The organism is Jiangella asiatica (assembly GCF_004349065.1).
In the GTDB taxonomy this organism is placed as follows: domain Bacteria; phylum Actinomycetota; class Actinomycetes; order Jiangellales; family Jiangellaceae; genus Jiangella; species Jiangella asiatica.
The window spans coordinates 362655-381484 of the sequence record NZ_SMKZ01000001.1 but is presented as its reverse complement, the minus strand read 5'-3'; the positions used below and the strand labels follow the sequence as shown (position 1 = coordinate 381484).

Here is an 18830-nt window from a genome sequence, read left to right as displayed (position 1 = left end):
GCCGATCACGTCCACCACCGCCGCCCCGCCCGAGACGCCGCCCCGCGAGTTCTCCCGGACCGCGCGCGCGGTGATCCTGGCGGCGGCGCTGGTCTGTGCGGCCTGCGGACTGGTCTACGAGCTGGCCCTGATCGCACTGGGCAGCTACCTGATCGGCGACACCGTCGTCCAGGCGTCGATCGTGGTGTCGGTGATGGTCTTCGCGATGGGGGTCGGCTCTTTGCTGGCCAAGCCGCTGCAGCGGTACCCGGCCATGTCGTTCGTGATGGTCGAGTCGCTGCTGGCGCTCCTCGGCGGCTCGGCGGTGCTGATCCTCTACCAGGCCTTCGCGACCACCGACCTCTACACACCGATGATGGTCGTGCTGGCCGCGCTGATCGGCGTGCTCATCGGCGCCGAGATCCCGCTGCTGATGACGATGCTGCAACGCATTCGCGCGCAGGACGCCGGCAGCGCCGTCGCGGACATGTTCGCCGCGGACTACCTCGGCGCCCTGCTGGGCGGGCTGGCCTTCCCGTTTGTGCTGCTGCCGGCGTTCGGCCTGGTTCGCGGCACTATCGCCGCCGGAGCGCTGAACCTGGTGGCCGGCACGGTCGTGGTGGCGTGGCTGTTCCGGCGATCGGTGCCGCGGCGCGGGTGGGCGGCGATCGCGGCGCTCGCCGCGACGGTGAGCACCGTCCTGACGGTGCTGCTGGTACGGGCCGACGACATCGAGGTCGACGCCCGGCAGCGGCTGTTCCGCGATCCCATCACGCACGCCGAGCGCTCGGACCACCAGGAGATCGTGCTCACCGAACGGCACCGGCTGTCCGGCGTCGACGACGTGCGGCTGTTCCTCAACGGCGACCTGCAGTTCGCCTCGCCCGACGAGTACCGCTACCACGAGTCGCTGGTGCACCCGGCGATGGCCGGCTCGCACGATCGCGTCCTGGTCCTGGGCGGCGGCGACGGGCTGGCGCTGCGCGAGATCCTCCGCTACCCCGACGTCGAGGAGGTCACGCTCGTCGAACTCGACCCGGCCGTGCTCGACCTGGCGCGCGAGCACGCGAGCCTGCGCGAGCTCAACCGCGACGCGTTCGCCGACGAGCGCGTCGACGCCGTCGACGCCGACGCCTTCGGGTGGGTCCGCGACCAGGTGGACGCAGGCGCCGAGCCCTACGACGTCGTCGTCGTGGACATGCCCGACCCGGACTCCACCGCGACGTCGAAGCTGTACTCACTGGAGTTCTACGGCATGGTCCGCGGCCTGGTCGCCGGCGACGGCCGGATGGTGGTGCAGGCCGGATCGCCGTTCTTCGCGCCGCGTTCGTTCGCCTGCATCGAGGCGACCGTCGCCGCGGCCGGCTTCGGTGTCGCCCCGTACATGGTGTCCGTGCCCAGCTTCGGCGACTGGGGGTTCTTGCTCGCCGCGCCCGGCGATGCGAGCAAGCCGGCTGCTCCCCCGTTGCGCCTGCCCGACGACGCGCCGCCGCTGCGCTACCTCTCCGCCGACGTCCTGCGCGCGGCCACCGTGTTCCCGCCGGACCGGGTGGTCACCGACGCCGAGGTGTCGACGCTGCTGGACCCGGTCGTGCTGGAGTACGTCCGGCAGGAGTGGCAGACCTACTGAGCCCAGTCGATGCACCGCCCACACGCCGTCAACCGGTGCCGCCGGGTGCCCGCGCCACCCAGTGCACGACCGGGTACGGCCTGGACAGGTCCGCCACGACGAGGTCCGCCCGGCGCCCCGCGGTGAGCTGGCCGCGATCGTCCAGCCCCACCGCGTCGGCCGGCCCCGCGGTGACCAAACCGACAGCCTGGGACAGCGACAGCGTCCCGGCGCGGGCCAGCTGTACGGCGGCGCACAGCAGCGCGGTCGGCAGGTAGTCCGAGGCGAGCGCGTCGACCAGTCCGGCGGCCGCCAGCTCCGCCGCCGACACGTTGCCCGCGTGCGAGCCGCCGCGGACGACGTTGGGCGCACCCGCCACGATGCTCAGGCCGACGGCCCGGGCCCGTTCGGCGGCGACCCGGGTCGTCGGGAACTCCGCCACCTGGCCGCCGCGGTCGAGCAGGGCGTCCACGTCCTCCACGCTCTCCACGTCGTGGCCCCACAGCCGGATGCGGCCCGCCCGAGCCAGCTCGCCCAGCCAGGCGAGCGTCCCCTCGCGCACGGAGACCGCTTCGTCCCGTTCCCGGGTCGCGCGCCATCGGGCGACATGCTCGGCCGCCTGCTCGGCGGTCATGCCGTCGCTGAGCTCCAGCCATCGCTGCATCGTCCGCGGGTCGAGGTACTGCCCCTGGCCCGGTGTGTGGTCCTCGTGCGACACGACGAAGGCCGCCCCGGCGGCGGTCTCGGACAAGCGCCGCTCCAGGTCCGCGCGTCCCACCGCACAGCGCTGGTCCAGCCGGTGCAGTACGCGGTGGTCCACGAGCGGGTCCGCGGCGGCCGCATCGATCACCGGGGCGAGCTCGGCCGCTCGCGGCGAGTCGATGCGCATGCCGACCGCGCTGTGTTCCTGGTAGGCGAGGCCGTGGTAGACGGTGGTGATGCCGGCGGCACGGAGCCGGGCGCCGGTCGAGGCGATCGCGAACGGTGGCGGGAGCGAGGCGCCCGGCCGGGGCTGGCACTCCTTGCTCAGCGTGTCGTTGTGCACGTCGATCAGCCCGGGCAGGACGTGCCGCCCGCCTCCGTCGACGTCGACGGAGCAACCGCGCGGCCGGGGTCCGACCTCGACGATGACGCCGTCACGCACCACCACCCGGGCATCGTCGATGATCCGGCCGGGCAGCACGGCCCGGACGTGGCCGAGGTCGTAGTCGGCGGGTGTGGTGAGAAGCCAGGGCCGCATAGCCGTCGATGCTGTCCGGACAACCCGGACAGAAGATGAACGACGGTTTCCCCCCGGTTCACCTCGTGCGCGTGGCGCATTCCCTCGGATGCCGAAATGTCCAACTCGGCCGCTCGCAGACGGTGCCCGGACCGGCCGGCGCCGAGGCGGCGTCCATGGCATCGAAGGGACCCCGATCATGACCCAACCGCATGACGACCGGTCGGCCATCGACTCCGTCCGTCGTCGGACGTTCATCACCGGTGGCGCCGCCGCTGCCGCCGTCGCCGTCGCCGGGACCACGGCCGGGCCGGCGCCCAGTGCGCAGGCATCCATCTCCACCACGGCTCGCGGACTGACCGCCGCCGTCCTGGAGTTCCGGGACCAGTGGACCAGCGCCACCGGTCTCGGCGAGCTGCTGCGGCGCGCCGGGATGACGGTCGTCGACCTCGACCCCACCCTGCCGGCCGACGCCCAGCCGGTCCCCGTCGACCTGATCGCGTTCGGGTCGTTCACCAACAACGACCGGACCTACCTCGACTACGTCGCCACCCACGCCGCCTCGCTGCGTGCCTTCGTGTCCGCCGGCGGCACGGTGCTGGAGATGACGCAATCCGACCAGTACGGCCCGACGGTGGCGTACCTGCCCGACACCCTGTGGGTCCAGCGCACCGATCCCGACAGCTCCACCATCCACCCGATCGCCACCGACCACCCGCTCCTGGCCGGCCTGCGCACCAGCGGAGGGCTGATCTTCCCCGGCCGCGGCGACTTCCCGACCAGCTACGAGAACCTCGGCGAGTGGCGAGGGGTGCGCGTCCTCGCCGCGGTCGAGGCCGACGGCGCACCACCGGCCCTGGTCGAGGGCGCCCACGGCGCCGGCCGCTTCGTCGCCAGCAGCCTCACCGTCGACAAGTGCTGGGATGCCGCCGGTGCCGCACGCCAGCCCGCCGAGGCGATCGCCGACAGCGAGATCTTCTTCGCCAACGTGGCGGCCTATGTCGGCATGGTCCGGGCCGGGACGGCGCCGGCCGTCGTACCGACCCCGGCGCCGCCGCAGCCGCCGACTGGTCCGCTGATCGGCCACGTCGACGCGAGCAGCGCCCGGATCTGGGCCCGCCCCGGCGTCGATCCGGCGGCTCACCCGAAGTGGACCTGCACGCTCGCCTACGGCAGGCAGCGTCGCCGCACCCGGGCCGGCATCGCCGTCGAGCGGGACAACACCCTGCTCTTCGACGTCACCGGCCTGAAGCCGGGCACCGAGTACACGGTCGAGATCGCGCCGGACGGGGACGCCGGTGACGTCGAGCCGTTGCGCGGCAGCTTCACGACCGCCCCGCCCGCGGGCAAGCCGACGGTGACGACGATGGGCTTCGGCTCCTGCGCGCCGTCGGTGCCCGACGCGGTCTGGGACCGGGTCCGCCTGGTGGGCTGCGAGGCGTTCGTGCTGCTCGGCGACACCCCCTACATCGACAGCACCGACCTCGCCGTCGCCCGGCAGAAGCACCGGATCTTCCTGCAGCAGCCGGAGCTGGCCGCCCTGGTCTCGTCGATGCCGGTCTGGGGCACCTGGGACGACCACGACTTCGGCGGCAACGACGTCCACGGCGACCTGGTCGGCAAGGTCAACAACCGGCGCGCGTTCGCCGACTACCGCGCCAACGCGACTTTCGGCCACGACGGCGATGGCGCCCTGCTGACCACGCCGCGCGACGGTGAGGGCATCTACACCTCCTTCCGGCGCGGCCCGGTCGAGGTGTTCCTGCTCGACCCGCGGTGGTTCAGCCGCACCGAGCCGAGCTGGGCCGACCCGTCCCAGCCCACCTGCATCGGCGCGGTCCAGTGGGACTGGTTCCGCACCGTGCTCTCGGAGTCCGACGCGCCGTTCAAGGCGATCGCCACCGGACTGATCTGGGACGACAAGCAGAACTCCGAGAAGGACGACTGGGGCACCTACTTCTACGAGCGGGAGGCGATCTTCGACTTCGTCAGGGACGAACGGATCGCCGGCTGCTTCCTGATGGGCGGCGACATCCACGTGTCCCGGGCGCTGAACTACGGCCCCCGCGTCGGCTACGACCTGTGGCAGTTCATCGTCAGCCCGCTGCACGGCTCGACCATCCCCAGCCTGAACGTCCCACACCCGGCGCTCGTCCACTCCGCGGTGGAGCCGAACGTGTTCCTGCGGCTGGTCGCCGACACCACCGTCGCCGACCCGACGCTGACCGCGACCTGGATCAACCGGGCCGGCACCGAGATCTTCGAGGTCGAGCGCCTCGCCTCACAGCTGGGCCACTGACACCCACGGTGGGCGCGGCCCCGCGGACGATGTCCGGACAACCCGGGCAGAAGGTGAACGACGGTTTCCCCTGGGTTCACCTCGTGCGCGGGGCCCGTTCCCTCGCGTGTCGGATCCTCATGCCAGCGCCACTGGCGGCCCTTCGGATCGAGAGGACACATCATGACCCACCCGCAGGTCCTGCTCGCCTGCCTGGACATGGCCGGCACCACCGTCGTCGACGACGGGGCGGTGATGGCGGCCTTCGCGCGGGCTCTGGACGCCATCGGCATCGAGGACGGCACCCCCGAGCGGGAGAAGGCGAGCGCCTACGCGCTCGAGACGATGGGCCAGTCGAAGATCGAGGTCTTTCGGGCGATCGGCGGCGACGAGCAGGCGGCACAGCGCGCAAACGCCGCGTTCGAGGCCGCCTACCTCGATTCGATCCGCGCCGGCGGTGCCTCTGCCGTCGACGGCGCCGCCGAGACGATCCTTAACCTTCGAGAGGCGGGGATCAAGGTCGCGCTGACCACCGGGTTCTCCGTCGCCACCCGCGACGCCGTGCTCGACGCGCTCGGCTGGCGCGAGCTGGCCGACCTGGTGCTGTCCCCGGCCGACGCGGGCCGCGGCCGCCCGTACCCCGATCTGATCCTCACCGCGCTCATCCGCTGCGCCGTCGACGACGTCCGTCAGGTCGCCGTCGCCGGAGACACGACCTCCGACCTGCTCAGCGGTCACCGGGCCGGGGCCGGTGTCGTCGCCGGCGTGCTCACCGGGGCACACCGCGCCACCGACTTCGCCACCGTCCCGCACACCCACGTGCTCGGCTCGGTCGCCGAGCTACCCGACCTCCTGACGTGATGACACCGATTCGAGGACCTGTGACATGACTGCCACCACCACGAAGCGCCGACTCGCCGCGTCGGCCGTGGCCGCCGCGCTCGGCGCGCTCGCCGCCGGCTGCTCCAGCGGCTCCGACGACGAGACGGAGGCCACCGCGGGCGGCTTCCCGTCGACCATCGTGCTCGGTGCGATCCCGGCGGAGAACTCCACCGACCTCGCCGCGGGCTACGACCCGATCGTGAAGATGCTAGAGGCGGAGACCGGCGCGACGGTGGAGGTCAGCCAGGCCTCCGACTACGCCGGGGTGATCGAGGGCCTCATCGCCGGCAACGTCGACATGGCCTTCCTCGGCTCCTTCGCCTACGTCATCGCGACCGAGAACGACGCGGACATCACGCCGCTGGGCGCGGTCACCGCCGCGAAGGACGAGGAGCCGGGGTACTTCTCCTACGGCATCGCCCAGGGCGACAACGCCGAGATCAGCGACCTGGCGGATTTCGCTGGCAAGGACGTCTGCTTCGTCGACCCGGGATCGACCTCCGGGTTCCTGTATCCGAGCGCGGGGCTGATCGAGGCCGGCGTGGTGAGCACCGCCACCGAGAGCGCCATGGCAGAGGCGCTCAACCCGATCTTCGCCGGCGCGCACGACGCCTCGGCGCTGGCGGTGAAGAACGGCGACTGCGACGCCGGGTTCGCCATGCAGAGCATGGTCGACCGCACGCTGATCGAGAGCGGTGAGCTCGCCGAGGGAGACCTGAAGACGGTCTGGGAGTCGCCGCAGATCTCCGGTTCGCTGTTCGTCGCCCGCGACGGCCTCGGCGAGGACGTCGTGGCCGAGCTGACGACGCTGATGACGGAGAAGGCCAACGCGGACTACCTGCTCGGCGAGGGCTTCTGCGAGGGCGACTGCCTGCTGACCGACGAGGACGCATGGGGTGTCAAGCCCGCGACCGACGCCGACTACGACGGCGTCCGCGAGGTCTGCCGCCTGACCGAGTCCGCGGCCTGCGAAGGCTGACTTGCCCGAACGCGACAGCACGGAGACACCATGAGCGCACCACCGGCGACCGCCGTCACGACCCGTGGCCTGGTCAAGCGGTTCGGCACGACCACCGCCGTCGACGGGGTCGACCTGGAGGTCCGGACCGGCGAGCTGGTGGTGCTGCTCGGGCTGTCGGGGTCGGGCAAGTCCACCCTGCTCCGATGCCTCAACGGCCTGCACCCGGTGACCGCGGGCGAGGTCGTGGTCGACACCGTCGCGGTTCACCGGGCGAGGCCGGCCGAGCTGCGCCGCCTGCGCACGGACGTCGGCTTCGTGTTCCAGCAGTTCAACCTGATCGGCCGGCTCACCTGTCTGGAGAACGTCCTGATCGGTGCGCTCGGCCGGGTGCGAGGACCTCGCTACGGGTTGCTGACCTGGTCCGCCCGGCACAAGCGGGAGGCGCTCGCGCACCTGGACCGCATCGGCCTGGCCGACCAGGCCGACCAGCGCGCCGACACCCTCTCCGGCGGGCAACAGCAGCGGGTGGCCCTCGCCCGGACCCTCATGCAGGGTCCACGGCTCCTGCTGGCCGACGAACCGGTCGCCTCGCTGGACCCGGAGAACGCCGGCACCGTGATGGACCTGCTGCTGCGCGTGTGCCGAGAGGACCGGCTCACCGTGGTGTGCACCCTGCATCAGGTCGACCTCGCTCTGGGCTGGGCGCACCGGCTGGTGGGCCTGCGCGGTGGCCGGAAGGTGCTGGACCGCACCGCCGACGGAGTCAGCCGGGCCGAAGTCATGGAGGTCTACCGCCGGCTGGAGACCGCCACCGGCATGGCGGTCGCCTGATGAACGCCCTCGCCCCGCCACGGGTGAGCGGTCCCGGCGGCACCGGGCGCCCGCGTCCCCGCTCTCGCCCGCCGCTGAGCTGGCGCCGCCGGGTGCTCGTGACGCTGGGCGGCGTCGGCCTGTTCGCAACCGTGGCGTCGTGGTGGTACCTGGAGTTCTCACCGGCGGTCCTGCTCGACGGCACCGACGCGGTGGCTCGCCTGGTCGGCCGGATGCTCCCGCCCGTCGTCGACGACCCGGGACGCACCGTCGACCTGGTCGTCGAGACGCTGCTGATGGCCCTGCTGGGCACGGTGATCGCCACCGTGCTGTCGGTGCCTCTGGCCTTCCTGGCCGCGCGGAACACCACGCCGCACCCGGTGGTCCAGGCCGCGGCCCGCGGTGTCATCACGTTCTGCCGCGCCGTACCCGACCTGGTCTTCGCCATCGTGCTGGTCCGCGCGATGGGCATCGGCGTGCTGGCCGGCGTCCTTGCGCTCGCGCTGCACTCCGTCGGGATGCTGGGCAAGCTGTTCGCCGACGCCATCGAGGAGATCGACGAAGGCCCCAGGGAGGCCGTCCGCAGCACCGGCGCCGGCCGCCTGGCCGTCCTGGTCAGCGGCGTCGTCCCCCAGGTGGTGCCGTCGTGGATCGGCACGTTCGTGTACCGGGTCGACATCAACCTGCGGATCTCGGTCGTGCTGGGCTTCGTCGGCGCCGGCGGCATCGGGTTCGCGCTGCAGAGCTCGCTGCGCAGCCTGTCGTACGACGCCGCTCTGGGCATGGTGTTGGCCATCCTCGCCGTGCTCGCGGCCATGGAGGTCGCCTCCGTCGGCGTCCGTCACCTGCTGCTCCAGCCCTCGGCCCGGCACCCGCGCCGGGACCGGGCGGCTCGGTGGATCTTCGGTGCCGGCCTGCTGCTGGCGACCGGGTTCGCGTTCGCCTGGCTGCGGATCGACCCGCTCACGATGGTTACATCCGCGCCCGACGTCGTGGCCGCGGCCATGCGTCTGGTGCCGCCGGACTTCGGCCTGGTCGGCGGCCAACTGTGGGAGGCGGTCCTCCAGACCCTCGCGATCGGGGTGCTCGCGACCGCCGGCGGCATCGTCATGTCGATCCCCCTCGGTCTGCTGGCCGCGCGGACCGTGTCGCCGCACCCGGTTCTCGCGTGGGCGGCGCGCGGGCTGATGCTGGCGGTGCGCAGCGTGCCCGAGCTGATCCTGGCCGTCGTCTTCGTGGCCGCGGTCGGCCTCGGTCCCGTCGCGGGGGTCTGCGCGCTGGGCATCGGCTCGATCGGGTTCCTCGGCAAGCTGGTCGCGGACGCGGCGGAGGAGATCGACCTCGGACCCGTCGAAGCGGTGCGCGCGGTCGGTGGCGGCTGGTGGCAGGTGCTGTTCTCGGCCGTCCTCCCGCAAGTGATGCCGAGCCTGATCGGCTCGTCGCTGTACCTGCTCGACGTCAACATCCGGCACTCCACGGTGCTGGGCATCGTCGGTGCCGGCGGCGTCGGCTTCCTCCTCTACGAGGCCGTCCGCACACTGAACTTCGAGTTCGCCGGCGCCATCATCCTCATCGTCTTCGTCATCGTCTACGTCATAGAAAGGCTTTCGGGATGGATCCGCGCGCAGGTCTGACCACACCGGGCGGCCGTCCCGAACCCTGGGCACCGACGACGGCGACGACGGTCGCCGCGGTCTGGCGCGGCGGTGCCACGGTGAGGCTCGAGTCGGTCCCGTTGCCCGAGCCGGCGGCCGGCGAGCTGCTCGTCGCCGTCGACCTGGCCACGGTGTGCGGCAGCGACCGGCACACTGTCGCCGGGCGACGCGGTGCCGCGTGCCCCAGCGTGCTCGGCCACGAGGCCGTCGGCCACGTCGTCGCGGCCGGCGACGGTGCCCCCGCCGCCGTCGGCGACCGGGTGGTGTGGGGCGTGACGGTGAGCTGTGGCCGCTGCGACCGGTGCGCGAGCGGCCGCACCGCCAAGTGCCGGCGCGTCCGCAAGGTCGGCCACGAGCCGTTCGACGGCGACTGGCACCTGTCCGGCGGGTACGCCGAGCACGTGCTGCTGCCGGCAGGTGCCACGGTCGTGCCGGTCCCGCCCGCGCTGCCGGACGTGCTCGCCGCACCGGCGGCGTGCGCGACCGCGACGGTGATGGCGGCGCTCGAAGCCGCCGGGCCGCTGGCCGGCACCCGGGTCCTGATCTGCGGCGCCGGCATGCTGGGACTGACGGCCGCGGCCGCCGCGGCCGATCGTGGTGCCGCCGCGGTCGTGGTGACCGACGTCGACCCTGCCCGGCGTGCCTTGGCGCGGACCTTCGGAGCGACCGCCACCGTGCCGTCGGCGCAGGCACCGCGCCCGGTCGACGTCGCGGTGGAGCTGTCCGGCGACACCGGCGCCGCGGCCGGCGCGCTCGCGGCTCTCGACATCGGCGGCCGGCTGGTGCTGGCCGGCGCGGTGACCCCGGTCGCACCGGTTCCGGTCGACCCGGAGCGCGTCGTGCGGAGCTGGCTGACGATCACCGGCGTGCACAACTACGAACCTCGGCACCTGGCCGAGGCGATCGGCTACCTCGATGCCAGCCGCTCAGCCTGGCCGTGGGAGCGGCTGGTGAGCCCGGCGGTTCCCCTGGACCGGGTCGGCGCCCTGCTCACCCAGCCGAGGCAGTCGCGGCCCAGGGCGGCGGTCGCCCCGTGAGCGTCCACCTGGTCGTCGTCGGTGGCGGCGTCGTCGGGCTCGGGCACGCCGTCGAGGCGGTGGCGCGCGGGCTCACCGTCACCGTCGTCGAACGGGACGACCGGCCGCTGGGCGCGTCGGTGCGCAACTTCGGTCACGGCTGTGTGACCGCCCAGAGCGACGCGGCGTACGCGCACGCCGTCGCCAGCCGAAAGCGCTGGTTGCGCCTGGCGCGCACCGCCGGGTTCTGGGCCGGTGAGACCGGGACGGTGGTGGTCGCACGCGCCGACGACGAGCTCGACGTGCTGCGCTCGCTGGCCGCGGAGCGCGCCGGGGACGGCGTGACCTTGCTGACCGGCGCCGAGACCGACGCCCGCGCCGGCACCGCCGGTGCTCGAGGCGGCGCCTACCTGGCCGGCGACATCCGGGTCGATCCCAGGGAGGCGGTGCCGAGCATCGCGCGCTGGCTCGCCGAGCAGCCAGGGGTGACCTTCCGGTGGTCCACCACCGTTCTGGGTGTCGAGCCCGGCGGGGTCCGCACCAGTCGCGGGGACATCGCCGCCGACCAGGTCGTGGTGTGCGTCGGCCACGACGTGGACCAGCTGTTCCCCCAGCTCGCCGCCGACGCCGGGGTGCGTCGCTGCAGCCTGCACATGCTCCGGGTGGCCGCGCCCGATGGTCGCCTCCTGGACGCGGTGACCGCCCCGGCCGTGCTCACCGGACTGTCCATGCTGCGGTACTCGGCCCTGGCGCGCCAGCCCGCGGCCGCCAGGGTCCGGGAGCGCCTAACCTCCCAACGGCCCGAGCTGCTGGACCTCGAGGTGAACCTGATGTTCACCCAGCACCCCGGCGGTGACCTGCTGATCGGCGATACGCACGCCTACGGCGCCAGCGTCGACCCGTTCGCCGCCGAGCCCGTCGACCAGCTGATCCTGGAGGAGACGGCGCGCCTGCTGGGCGTTGCCTCGCTGCGGGTCCAGGAGCGATGGCGCGGCGTGTACGCCTCGGCGCCCGGAGACTTCCTGGTCCGTCACACCGCGCCGGGCAACACCGTGGTCGGCGTCACCACCGGCATCGGCATGACCACCGGGCTCGGCCTCGCCGCTCACGTCGTCGATCAGTTGCTGGCCGGCCGCGTGCCGACGGCGGACCCGTCCTGACCGAAGATGTCTCCGGCCTCGAAGACCACGCGGATGGCGTCCGCGCGAATCCACCGCTCGGTCAGGTAGACCGGCGCGCCACTGGTGGCGTCCTTGTTGAGCGACTCGACCAGCCACACCGGCGCACCCAGGCCGATGGCCAGCTCGTCGGCGACCTCCTCACCGGCAGCCTCCATGCTGGCCCGGACTCTGCTGCGTGCCGGCACGACAGCACCGATGTCGCGGAGGATCCGATCCAGCGACTCGACCCGCCGGAGAGCGGCCGGAAGCTCCGGCACGGTCGCCGCCGGCACCCACTCCGTGCCCCAGGACGCCGGCAGGTCATCGGTGAACGAGCAACGCTGCAACCGCCACACGGCGCTCCCCTCGACCGCGTGCAACATGTGCGCCACGGCCGCCGGCATGGGCACGTCGACGCAGGAACGCACCACCGTCCGTGGCGTCGCGCCCGCATCGCGCAGCGTCTGACTCCACGACGGCGGCCGCCTGCTGGAGATCAGGTAGTCGACGCGCCGGGACGTGAACGTCCCCAGACCCCGCACCCGGCGGACGAGGAACTGCCGCTCGAGCTCCTGGACCGCGGCGCGCGCCGCCGCCCTGCTGACCCCGAACCGCGCGGCCACCGCGAGCTCGCCGTCGACCTTCGTTCCCGGAGGCAGGCCGGCGATCTCAGCCGCCATGACCGCGGCGATCTCCCGGTACTTGGCTGACGCCACGCGCCCAACCCTGCCATCCACATCCGGGCCCGGCAACGCGACGCCGGGCCGCCATCGAGTGAGCCTCAAATGATCACGTTCACCACGAAATCTCGTGTCGCACCATGCGTGTAAGCCTCGTGGAGCGCGCAAACGCCTGGTGATGGGTCCCGGGCAACCGCGACGATCTCACATCGTTGGAGGACGTCGAACGGCTTCGACGCCTCGACGCGGGGAGTGCGACCTACCCGGGCGTGGTCCCACGCAGGACGGCGACGACCGCGATCGGGACCAGGAGCAGGGTGAGCCCGCCGGAGAGCACCAGCCCGCCGGTCGTCCCGGCCACTTCGATGAGAGGGCCGCCGATCAACAGGCCGAGCGGGGCGGCCACCATCGAGCCGGTCGTCCAGAGCGTCACCACCTGCTGTTGTTCGTCCGGCGCCAGACCGGACTGCAGGAAGCTGTAGGCGACCGGCGTGAACGGCGCCCAGACCAGGCCGCCCAGGCCGAACACGACCATCGCGGCCGGCAGGGTTCCGACGAAGGCCAGCACGATCGGACAGAACGCCCACAACGCGATGATCGCGATGAGGAGATGGCGTTGCGGCAGGTTGCGCAGCTGGTTGACGAGAGCGGCGCCGACGAACGCGCCGACCCCCAACGCGCCCCACATGAGGCCGAGGCCGGTCGCATCGGTGTCCAGAGTGCCGCGGACGTACAGCGGCAGGGCGATCTCGATCGGCATGTAGAGGAAGTTGAAGAAGAACTCGACGACCAACAGGCGTGCGGCCACTGGACGCCGGCGCAGGATCCGCCAGCCCGACTCGTGTGACGGCCGGCGCCGGAGCGCGTCGTGGTCCTTGGCGACGCGCGGGACGGATGCGACGACGGCGGCAAACAGGATCAGCGCACCGCCGGCGTCGAGGAAGAGGGCGACGCCGGGGCTCGTGGCTGCGACGATCAGCCCACCCACGACCGGGCCGACGATGTACAGCGCGAACGTGACGTTGAGGCCGAGCAGACCGTTGACGGCGAACCGGCCCGTGTCGTCCACCATAGACGTGGCCAGGAGACGCCGACTGCTGGAGCCGGCCATCCGGAAGGTCGCGCCGAAGAACAACCCGACGATGAGAACGGGCAGCGTGAGGCGGTCGGTCACCGCCAGGGCACCGAGGCACGCGAAGGTCAGCGATCGCAGCACGCAGTCGGCGATCAGGAGCGTCCGCGGCGGTATCCGCACCCGTCCCAGTCCGATGGCCAGCGCCAGCACGGTGGACAGCACGAACGGTGCCGCCTCGACCATCCCGATGGCGATCGCCTTCGGGACGTCACCGTGGATGGAGAGCGTCTGCACGGGCATGGCCACGAGGATCATGCCGGTACCGACGTGGGCGAGCAGGTCGCCCAGCAGGAGACCAGCTACCCGCCGGTTGCGCAGGACCTCGCGGTAGGACTGGTTGGCCCCTCGGGTCTCGGCTGCGGCCATGTGGGCCGGCTCAGCGAAGCTCGTTGAGGCGGATCAGGTTGCCCGCGGGATCGCGGACGGCGCAGTCGGACCGGCGCTTCTCGATTCCTGATCGTTCACTCATGCCCGACGTATTCGGCGAGGTGCTCGCCGGTGAGGGTGGAACGCTTCGCGACGAGGTCCCGAGGTGTTCCCTCGAAGACGATCCGGCCGCCGTCGTGGCCGGCGCCGGGGCCGAGATCGATGAGCCAGTCGGCGTGCGCCATGACCGCCTGGTGGTGCTCGATGACGATGACCGACTTGCCGGACTCCACGAGCCGGTCGAGCAGGCCGAGCAGCTGCTCGACGTCGGCGAGGTGCAGGCCGGTGGTCGGCTCGTCGAGGACATAGACGTCGCCCTTCTCGGCCATCTGGGCGGCCAGCTTCAGCCGCTGCCGCTCGCCGCCGGACAGCGTCGTGAGCGGCTGGCCGAGGCTGAGGTAGCCGAGCCCGACAGCCGCGAGCCGGTCGAGGATCTTGTGCGCGGCCGGTGTGCGCGCTTCGCCGTCCTCGAAGAACTCCTCGGCCTCGCTCACCGACATCGCCAGCACCTCTGCGATGTTGCGGCCACCGAGCGTGTACTCCAGCACCGAGGCCTGGAACCGCTTGCCGTCGCAGTCTTCACACGGGGTCGCCACGGTGTCCATGAACCCGAGCTCGGTGTAGATCACGCCGGCGCCGTTGCACGTCGGGCAGGCACCCTCGGAGTTGGCGCTGAACAGTGCCGGCTTGACGCCATTGGCCTTCGCGAACGCCTTGCGGATGGGCTCGAGTAGCCCGGTGTACGTCGCCGGGTTGCTGCGTCGTGAACCGCGGATCGCGCCCTGGTCGATCACCACCACACCGTCGCGACCGGCGACCGAGCCGTGGATCAGCGAGCTCTTACCAGAGCCGGCGACACCGGTGAGCACGCAGAGCACCCCGAGCGGGATGTCGACGTCGACGTCCTGGAGGTTGTGCGTCGACGCGCCACGGACCTCCAGCGCGCCGGAGGACGAACGCACCGACTCCTTGAGGGCGGCCCGGTCGTCGAGATGGCGGCCGGTGATGGTGTCGCTGGCTCGCAGCCCGTCCACGCTGCCCTCGAAGCAGACGGTGCCGCCGGCCGTACCGCCGCCGGGACCGAGGTCGACCACGTGGTCGGCGATCGCGATCGCCTCCGGCTTGTGCTCCACGACCAGCACGGTGTTGCCCTTGTCGCGCAGCCGCACCAGCAGGTCGTTCATCCGCTGGATGTCGTGCGGGTGCAGGCCGATGGTGGGCTCGTCGAACACGTAGGTGACGTCGGTCAGGGACGACCCGAGGTGCCGCAGCATCTTGATGCGCTGCGACTCGCCGCCCGAGAGGGTTCCGGACGGACGCTCGAGGCTGAGGTAGCCCAGGCCGAGCTCCACGAACGAGTCGAGGTTCTCCCTCAGCGCACCCAGCAGCGGCGCCACCGACGGCTCGTCGAGGCCGCGGATCCACGCGGCCAGGTCGGTGATCTGCATCGCGCAGACGTCGGCGATGCTCTTCCCGTTGATCTTCGACGACCGCGCCGACTCGCTCAGGCGGGTACCGCCGCAGTCCGGGCACGCGGCGAACGTCGCCACCCGCTCGACGAACGCACGGAGGTGCGGCTGCAGCGAGTCGACGTCCTTGGAGAGGAACGACTTCTGGATCCGCGGGACGAGACCTTCGTACGTGAGGTTCATGTTGTCGAACTTGATCTTCGTCGACTTCCGGTACAGGAGGTCGTGGAGCTCCTTCTCGCTGTACTCGCGGATCGGCTTGTCAGGGTCGAAGAAACCGGACGCGGCGAAGATGCGCACGTTCCAGCCATTGGCGTTGTAACCGGGGATCGTGAACGGGCCGTCGCTGAGCGACTTGCTGTCGTCGTACAGCTGCGTCACGTCGATGTCGGACACCGAGCCCCGGCCCTCGCAGCGCGCACACATGCCACCGAGATAGACGACGTCCTGCACAATGAGCTTCTCGCCGTGACCCTTGTCGGTGGTCATCACCCCACTCGCCTTGCGCGTCGGGACGTTGAACGAGAACGCCATCGGAGGTCCGACGTGCGGCTCCCCGAGTCGGCTGAAGAGGATGCGCAGCATCGCGTTGGCGTCGGTGGCCGTGCCGACGGTGGAACGGGGGTTGGCACCCATCCGCTCCTGGTCGACGATGATGGCCGTCGTCAAGCCTTCGAGGAGGTCGACGTGCGGCCGGGCCAGCGTCGGCATGAACCCCTGAAGGAAGGCGCTGTAGGTCTCGTTGATCATCCGCTGCGACTCCGCGGCGATCGTGCCGAACACGAGCGAGCTCTTGCCCGAGCCCGAGACCCCGGTGAACACCGTCAGCCGGCGCTTCGGGATCTCGACGCTGACGTCCTTGAGGTTGTTCTCGCGCGCACCCTGCACACGGATCAGGTCGTGGCTGTCGGCTGCGTGGCGCGCAGCCGTCTCCGTCCGCGTAGCGGTGTTCATGCTCACTCCATCTGTTGGCGGCTCAGTGCTGCTGCTGAATCCGGATCTCGTTGCCGGCGGGATCGCGGACGGCACAGTCACGAGCACCATACGGCTGGTCGACCGGCTCCTGAACCACCTCGGCGCCACCGGCCTCCAGCGTCGCGAAGATGCCGTCGACGTCCGAGGTCGCCAAGTTCACGCCGAAGTAGCTGCCCTTGGCCAGCAGTTCGAGGATGGTGCGGCGCTCCTCGTCGGTCAGCCCGGGGATGCCCGCCGGCGGGTGCAGGACGATGGCCGTGTCGGGCTGCCCGGCGGGGCCGACCGTGATCCAGCGCAGCCCTTCGTGTCCGACATCGTTGCGGATCTCGAAGCCGAGGACGTCGCGGTAGAAGGCCAGGGAGGCGTCCGGGTCGATGTGCGGGAGGAACGTGGCGTTGATTTTGAGGTCCATGGCAGCCACGCTAGCTGCGGCTCCGGGCCGACGCTTCTCGATTCCTGATCGGTCTGGTGACTTTGCGCGCCACGCAGGACGGCATGCCGACCGTGGCGCGCGCCGACTGGTCCCGGTAGACGCTCGGCGGCACGCCGACCAACTCGGTGAAGCGCGTGCTGAACGTGCCCAGCGAGGAGCAGCCGACGGTGAAGCAGACCTCGGTGACGCTGAGGTCGCCACGACGCAGCAGCGCCATCGCCCGCTCGATCCGTCGCGTCATCAGGTACGAGTAGGGCGACTCGCCGTAGGCCTGCCGGAACTGGCGGCTCAGATGCCCGGACGACATGTTCACGCCATGCGCCAGTGCCGCGACGTCCAGCGGCTGTGCGTACTCGCGGTCGATCCGGTCTCGAACACGCCGCAGCCGCGCCAGGTCGCGCAGGCGCTGCTCCTCGACGGGACTGCTGGTCACCTACAGAATGGTGCCACATCGTCACCGGGCGCGCGCCCGCTCTCCATCCGAAGACGGTGCCGGAGATCATCCGGCCCGCGCCGAGCCCGAGGAGCAGCGAGACCGCGGTCAGAGCCACGCCGAACCGAACGGCACTCGTGACTCCCAGATGATCGACGACCAGGCCACCGAACAACCCTCCGAGCGCGATGGACGTGTTGGCCGGACACCAGGTGCGAGGCGATCAGTTTCTGCGCGACGTACAGGGCCATGTCCGTCCGGTCTCCCGTTCGCGTGCCTCGTCGGCACGTGAGGAACTCAGCGGTCGCACCCGCCCATCACCGGGTCGATGCTCGCGACGGCGACGATGACGTCGGCGATCATGCCTCCCTCGCACATCGCGGGCACGGCCTGCAGGTTGTTGAACGACGGGTCGCGGACATGGACCCGCCACGGCCGGGTGCCGCCGTCGGACACGACGTGCGCCCCGAGCTCGCCGCGCGGCGACTCCACCGGCACGTACACCTCGCCGGCGGGGACCCGGAATCCCTCGGTGACCAGCTTGAAGTGATGGATCAGCGCCTCCATCGACTCACCCATGATGTGCCGGATGTGATCCAGTGAGTTGCCCAACCCGTCGCTGCCGATGGCCAGCTGGGCCGGCCAGGCGATCTTCTTGTCGCCGATCATGACCGGACCCGGCTCCAGGCGGTCCAGGCACTGCTCGACGATCTTCAGCGACTCCTTCATCTCATCCACGCGGACCCGGTATCTGCTGTAGGCATCGCACGTGTCGCGCGTCGGCACCTCGAAGTCGTAGGTCTCGTAGCCGCAGTACGGCTGCGACGTGCGCAGGTCCCACGGCAGGCCTGTGGAGCGTAGCACCGGGCCGGTGAGGCCCAGCGCCATGCAGCCGGCCAGGTCGAGGTAGCCGACGCCGACCGTGCGGCCCTTGAAGATCGGGTTCTCGTTGAACAACGCCTCGTACTCGCCGATGTGGTCCCACATCCAGCGCAGGTACTCGCGGACGCTCTCCACCGCCCCAGGCGGCAGGTCCTGCGCCACACCCCCCGGCCGGACATAGCCGTGGTTCATCCGCAGGCCGGTGACCAGCTCGAACACGTCGAGGGTGCGTTCGCGCTCCCGGAAGCCCATCGTCATGATCGTCAGCGCGCCCATCTCCATCCCCGCGGTCGCGATCGCCACCAGGTGCGAGGAGATGCGGTTGAGCTCCATCATCATCACCCGCAGCACCGTCGCCCGCTCCGGGATCAGATCCTCGATGCCCAGCAGCTTCTCCACGCCCAGCACGTAGGCGGCCTCGTTGAAGAACGGGGACAGGTAGTCCATGCGGGTCACGAACGTGACCCCCTGGGTCCACGTCCGGTACTCCATGTTCTTCTCGATGCCGGTGTGCAGATATCCCACCCCGCACCGCACCTCGGTGACCGTCTCGCCGTCCAGCTCCAGAATCAGCCGGAGCACACCGTGCGTGGACGGGTGCTGCGGGCCCATGTTGACGACGATGCGCTCCTCGCCGGCCGCCGCGGCGGCGGCCACGTCGTCCCAGTCCTGCCCGGTGACGGTGTAGACCGGACCCTCTGTCGTCTCACGGGCCCCCGCGTACGGGTCCTCCACATCACCGCTGGCGGAAGTGAACCTCACCTCGTCGTCGCTGGTCATCGCCTATGCGCCCTTCGCTCAGATCTTGGCACCGTCACTTGCGGCACA

15 protein-coding genes are annotated in these 18830 nt (G+C 71.3%); 8 read left to right on the top strand and 7 right to left on the bottom strand.

Annotated elements, in window-relative coordinates; all coding sequences use genetic code 11:
* Positions 1 to 4 precede the first annotated feature (4 nt).
* Positions 5 to 1609 carry a polyamine aminopropyltransferase gene (locus tag E1269_RS01605; protein ID WP_131890272.1) on the top strand — a complete coding sequence of 535 codons (1605 nt, stop codon included), beginning with the start codon at positions 5 to 7 and terminating at the stop codon, positions 1607 to 1609.
* Positions 1610 to 1637: 28 nt separating this feature from the next.
* Here E1269_RS01605 and E1269_RS01600 read toward each other — a convergent pair whose 3' ends face one another.
* Entirely contained in the window at positions 1638 to 2828 is a 1191-nt protein-coding gene (locus E1269_RS01600; RefSeq protein WP_131890270.1) for an alpha-D-ribose 1-methylphosphonate 5-triphosphate diphosphatase, read from the bottom strand.
* 178 nt (positions 2829 to 3006) lie between these two features.
* Here E1269_RS01600 and E1269_RS01595 point away from each other — a divergent pair, with 178 nt between their 5' ends.
* The 7 genes from E1269_RS01595 to E1269_RS01565 all read left to right on the top strand — a co-directional run bounded on the left by E1269_RS01595 (position 3007) and on the right by E1269_RS01565 (position 11569).
* Positions 3007 to 5106, top strand: a complete 2100-nt coding sequence (locus tag E1269_RS01595) for an alkaline phosphatase D family protein (protein ID WP_131890268.1) — start codon at positions 3007 to 3009, stop codon at positions 5104 to 5106.
* 162 nt (positions 5107 to 5268) lie between these two features.
* Positions 5269 to 5946, top strand: a complete 678-nt coding sequence (locus tag E1269_RS01590) for a phosphonatase-like hydrolase (protein ID WP_131890266.1) — start codon at positions 5269 to 5271, stop codon at positions 5944 to 5946.
* Between the two features lie 25 nt (positions 5947 to 5971).
* A complete protein-coding gene (locus tag E1269_RS01585; RefSeq protein WP_131890264.1) occupies positions 5972 to 6946 on the top strand; it encodes a phosphate/phosphite/phosphonate ABC transporter substrate-binding protein in 975 nt (324 codons plus the stop codon).
* A gap of 30 nt (positions 6947 to 6976) precedes the next feature.
* Complete coding sequence (phnC, locus tag E1269_RS01580) at positions 6977 to 7759, top strand: phosphonate ABC transporter ATP-binding protein (protein ID WP_131890262.1); 783 nt, start codon at positions 6977 to 6979, stop codon at positions 7757 to 7759.
* Positions 7759 to 9372: a phosphonate ABC transporter, permease protein PhnE gene (phnE, locus tag E1269_RS01575; RefSeq protein WP_131890260.1), complete on the top strand. Its 1614-nt coding sequence runs from the start codon at positions 7759 to 7761 to the stop codon at positions 9370 to 9372. Before phnC ends, phnE begins: the two co-directional genes overlap by 1 nt.
* Positions 9351 to 10430, top strand: a complete 1080-nt coding sequence (locus E1269_RS01570; protein ID WP_131890258.1) for a zinc-binding dehydrogenase — start codon at positions 9351 to 9353, stop codon at positions 10428 to 10430. The genes phnE and E1269_RS01570 overlap by 22 nt, the downstream gene beginning before the upstream one ends.
* Complete coding sequence (locus E1269_RS01565) at positions 10427 to 11569, top strand: TIGR03364 family FAD-dependent oxidoreductase (RefSeq protein ID WP_203432698.1); 1143 nt, start codon at positions 10427 to 10429, stop codon at positions 11567 to 11569. The genes E1269_RS01570 and E1269_RS01565 overlap by 4 nt, the downstream gene beginning before the upstream one ends.
* Here E1269_RS01565 and E1269_RS01560 read toward each other — a convergent pair.
* The 6 genes from E1269_RS01560 to E1269_RS01530 all read right to left on the bottom strand — a co-directional run bounded on the left by E1269_RS01560 (position 11527) and on the right by E1269_RS01530 (position 18782).
* Positions 11527 to 12285, bottom strand: coding sequence for a GntR family transcriptional regulator (locus tag E1269_RS01560; protein WP_131890256.1), 759 nt, complete (start codon positions 12283 to 12285; stop codon positions 11527 to 11529). The genes E1269_RS01565 and E1269_RS01560 overlap by 43 nt on opposite strands.
* A gap of 223 nt (positions 12286 to 12508) precedes the next feature.
* Positions 12509 to 13750: an MFS transporter gene (locus tag E1269_RS01555; RefSeq protein ID WP_131890254.1), complete on the bottom strand. Its 1242-nt coding sequence runs from the start codon at positions 13748 to 13750 to the stop codon at positions 12509 to 12511.
* A 95-nt stretch (positions 13751 to 13845) separates the two neighbouring features.
* Positions 13846 to 16233, bottom strand: a complete 2388-nt coding sequence (locus E1269_RS01550; protein ID WP_131890252.1) for an ATP-binding cassette domain-containing protein — start codon at positions 16231 to 16233, stop codon at positions 13846 to 13848.
* A 22-nt stretch (positions 16234 to 16255) separates the two neighbouring features.
* Entirely contained in the window at positions 16256 to 16666 is a 411-nt protein-coding gene (locus E1269_RS01545; RefSeq protein ID WP_131890250.1) for a VOC family protein, read from the bottom strand.
* Between the two features lie 10 nt (positions 16667 to 16676).
* Positions 16677 to 17120, bottom strand: coding sequence for a helix-turn-helix transcriptional regulator (locus tag E1269_RS01540; RefSeq protein ID WP_131890248.1), 444 nt, complete (start codon positions 17118 to 17120; stop codon positions 16677 to 16679).
* A 297-nt stretch (positions 17121 to 17417) separates the two neighbouring features.
* The gene (locus E1269_RS01530) at positions 17418 to 18782 is read right to left on the bottom strand and encodes an NADH-quinone oxidoreductase subunit D (RefSeq protein WP_162606172.1); all 1365 of its coding nucleotides are present in this window, start codon (positions 18780 to 18782) and stop codon (positions 17418 to 17420) included.
* Positions 18783 to 18830: the final 48 nt, after the last annotated feature.

Coding starts and splice junctions, on each gene's coding strand:
- E1269_RS01590 (WP_131890266.1), top strand. CDS start 5,269: ATGACCCACCCGCAGGTCCTGCTCGCCTGCCTGGACATGGCCGGCACC.
- E1269_RS01530 (WP_162606172.1), bottom strand. CDS start 18,782: ATGACCAGCGACGACGAGGTGAGGTTCACTTCCGCCAGCGGTGATGTG.
- E1269_RS01585 (WP_131890264.1), top strand. CDS start 5,972: ATGACTGCCACCACCACGAAGCGCCGACTCGCCGCGTCGGCCGTGGCC.
- E1269_RS01600 (WP_131890270.1), bottom strand. CDS start 2,828: ATGCGGCCCTGGCTTCTCACCACACCCGCCGACTACGACCTCGGCCAC.
- E1269_RS01570 (WP_131890258.1), top strand. CDS start 9,351: ATGGATCCGCGCGCAGGTCTGACCACACCGGGCGGCCGTCCCGAACCC.
- E1269_RS01545 (WP_131890250.1), bottom strand. CDS start 16,666: ATGGACCTCAAAATCAACGCCACGTTCCTCCCGCACATCGACCCGGAC.
- E1269_RS01595 (WP_131890268.1), top strand. CDS start 3,007: ATGACCCAACCGCATGACGACCGGTCGGCCATCGACTCCGTCCGTCGT.
- E1269_RS01555 (WP_131890254.1), bottom strand. CDS start 13,750: ATGGCCGCAGCCGAGACCCGAGGGGCCAACCAGTCCTACCGCGAGGTC.
- phnE (WP_131890260.1), top strand. CDS start 7,759: ATGAACGCCCTCGCCCCGCCACGGGTGAGCGGTCCCGGCGGCACCGGG.
- E1269_RS01550 (WP_131890252.1), bottom strand. CDS start 16,233: ATGAACACCGCTACGCGGACGGAGACGGCTGCGCGCCACGCAGCCGAC.
- phnC (WP_131890262.1), top strand. CDS start 6,977: ATGAGCGCACCACCGGCGACCGCCGTCACGACCCGTGGCCTGGTCAAG.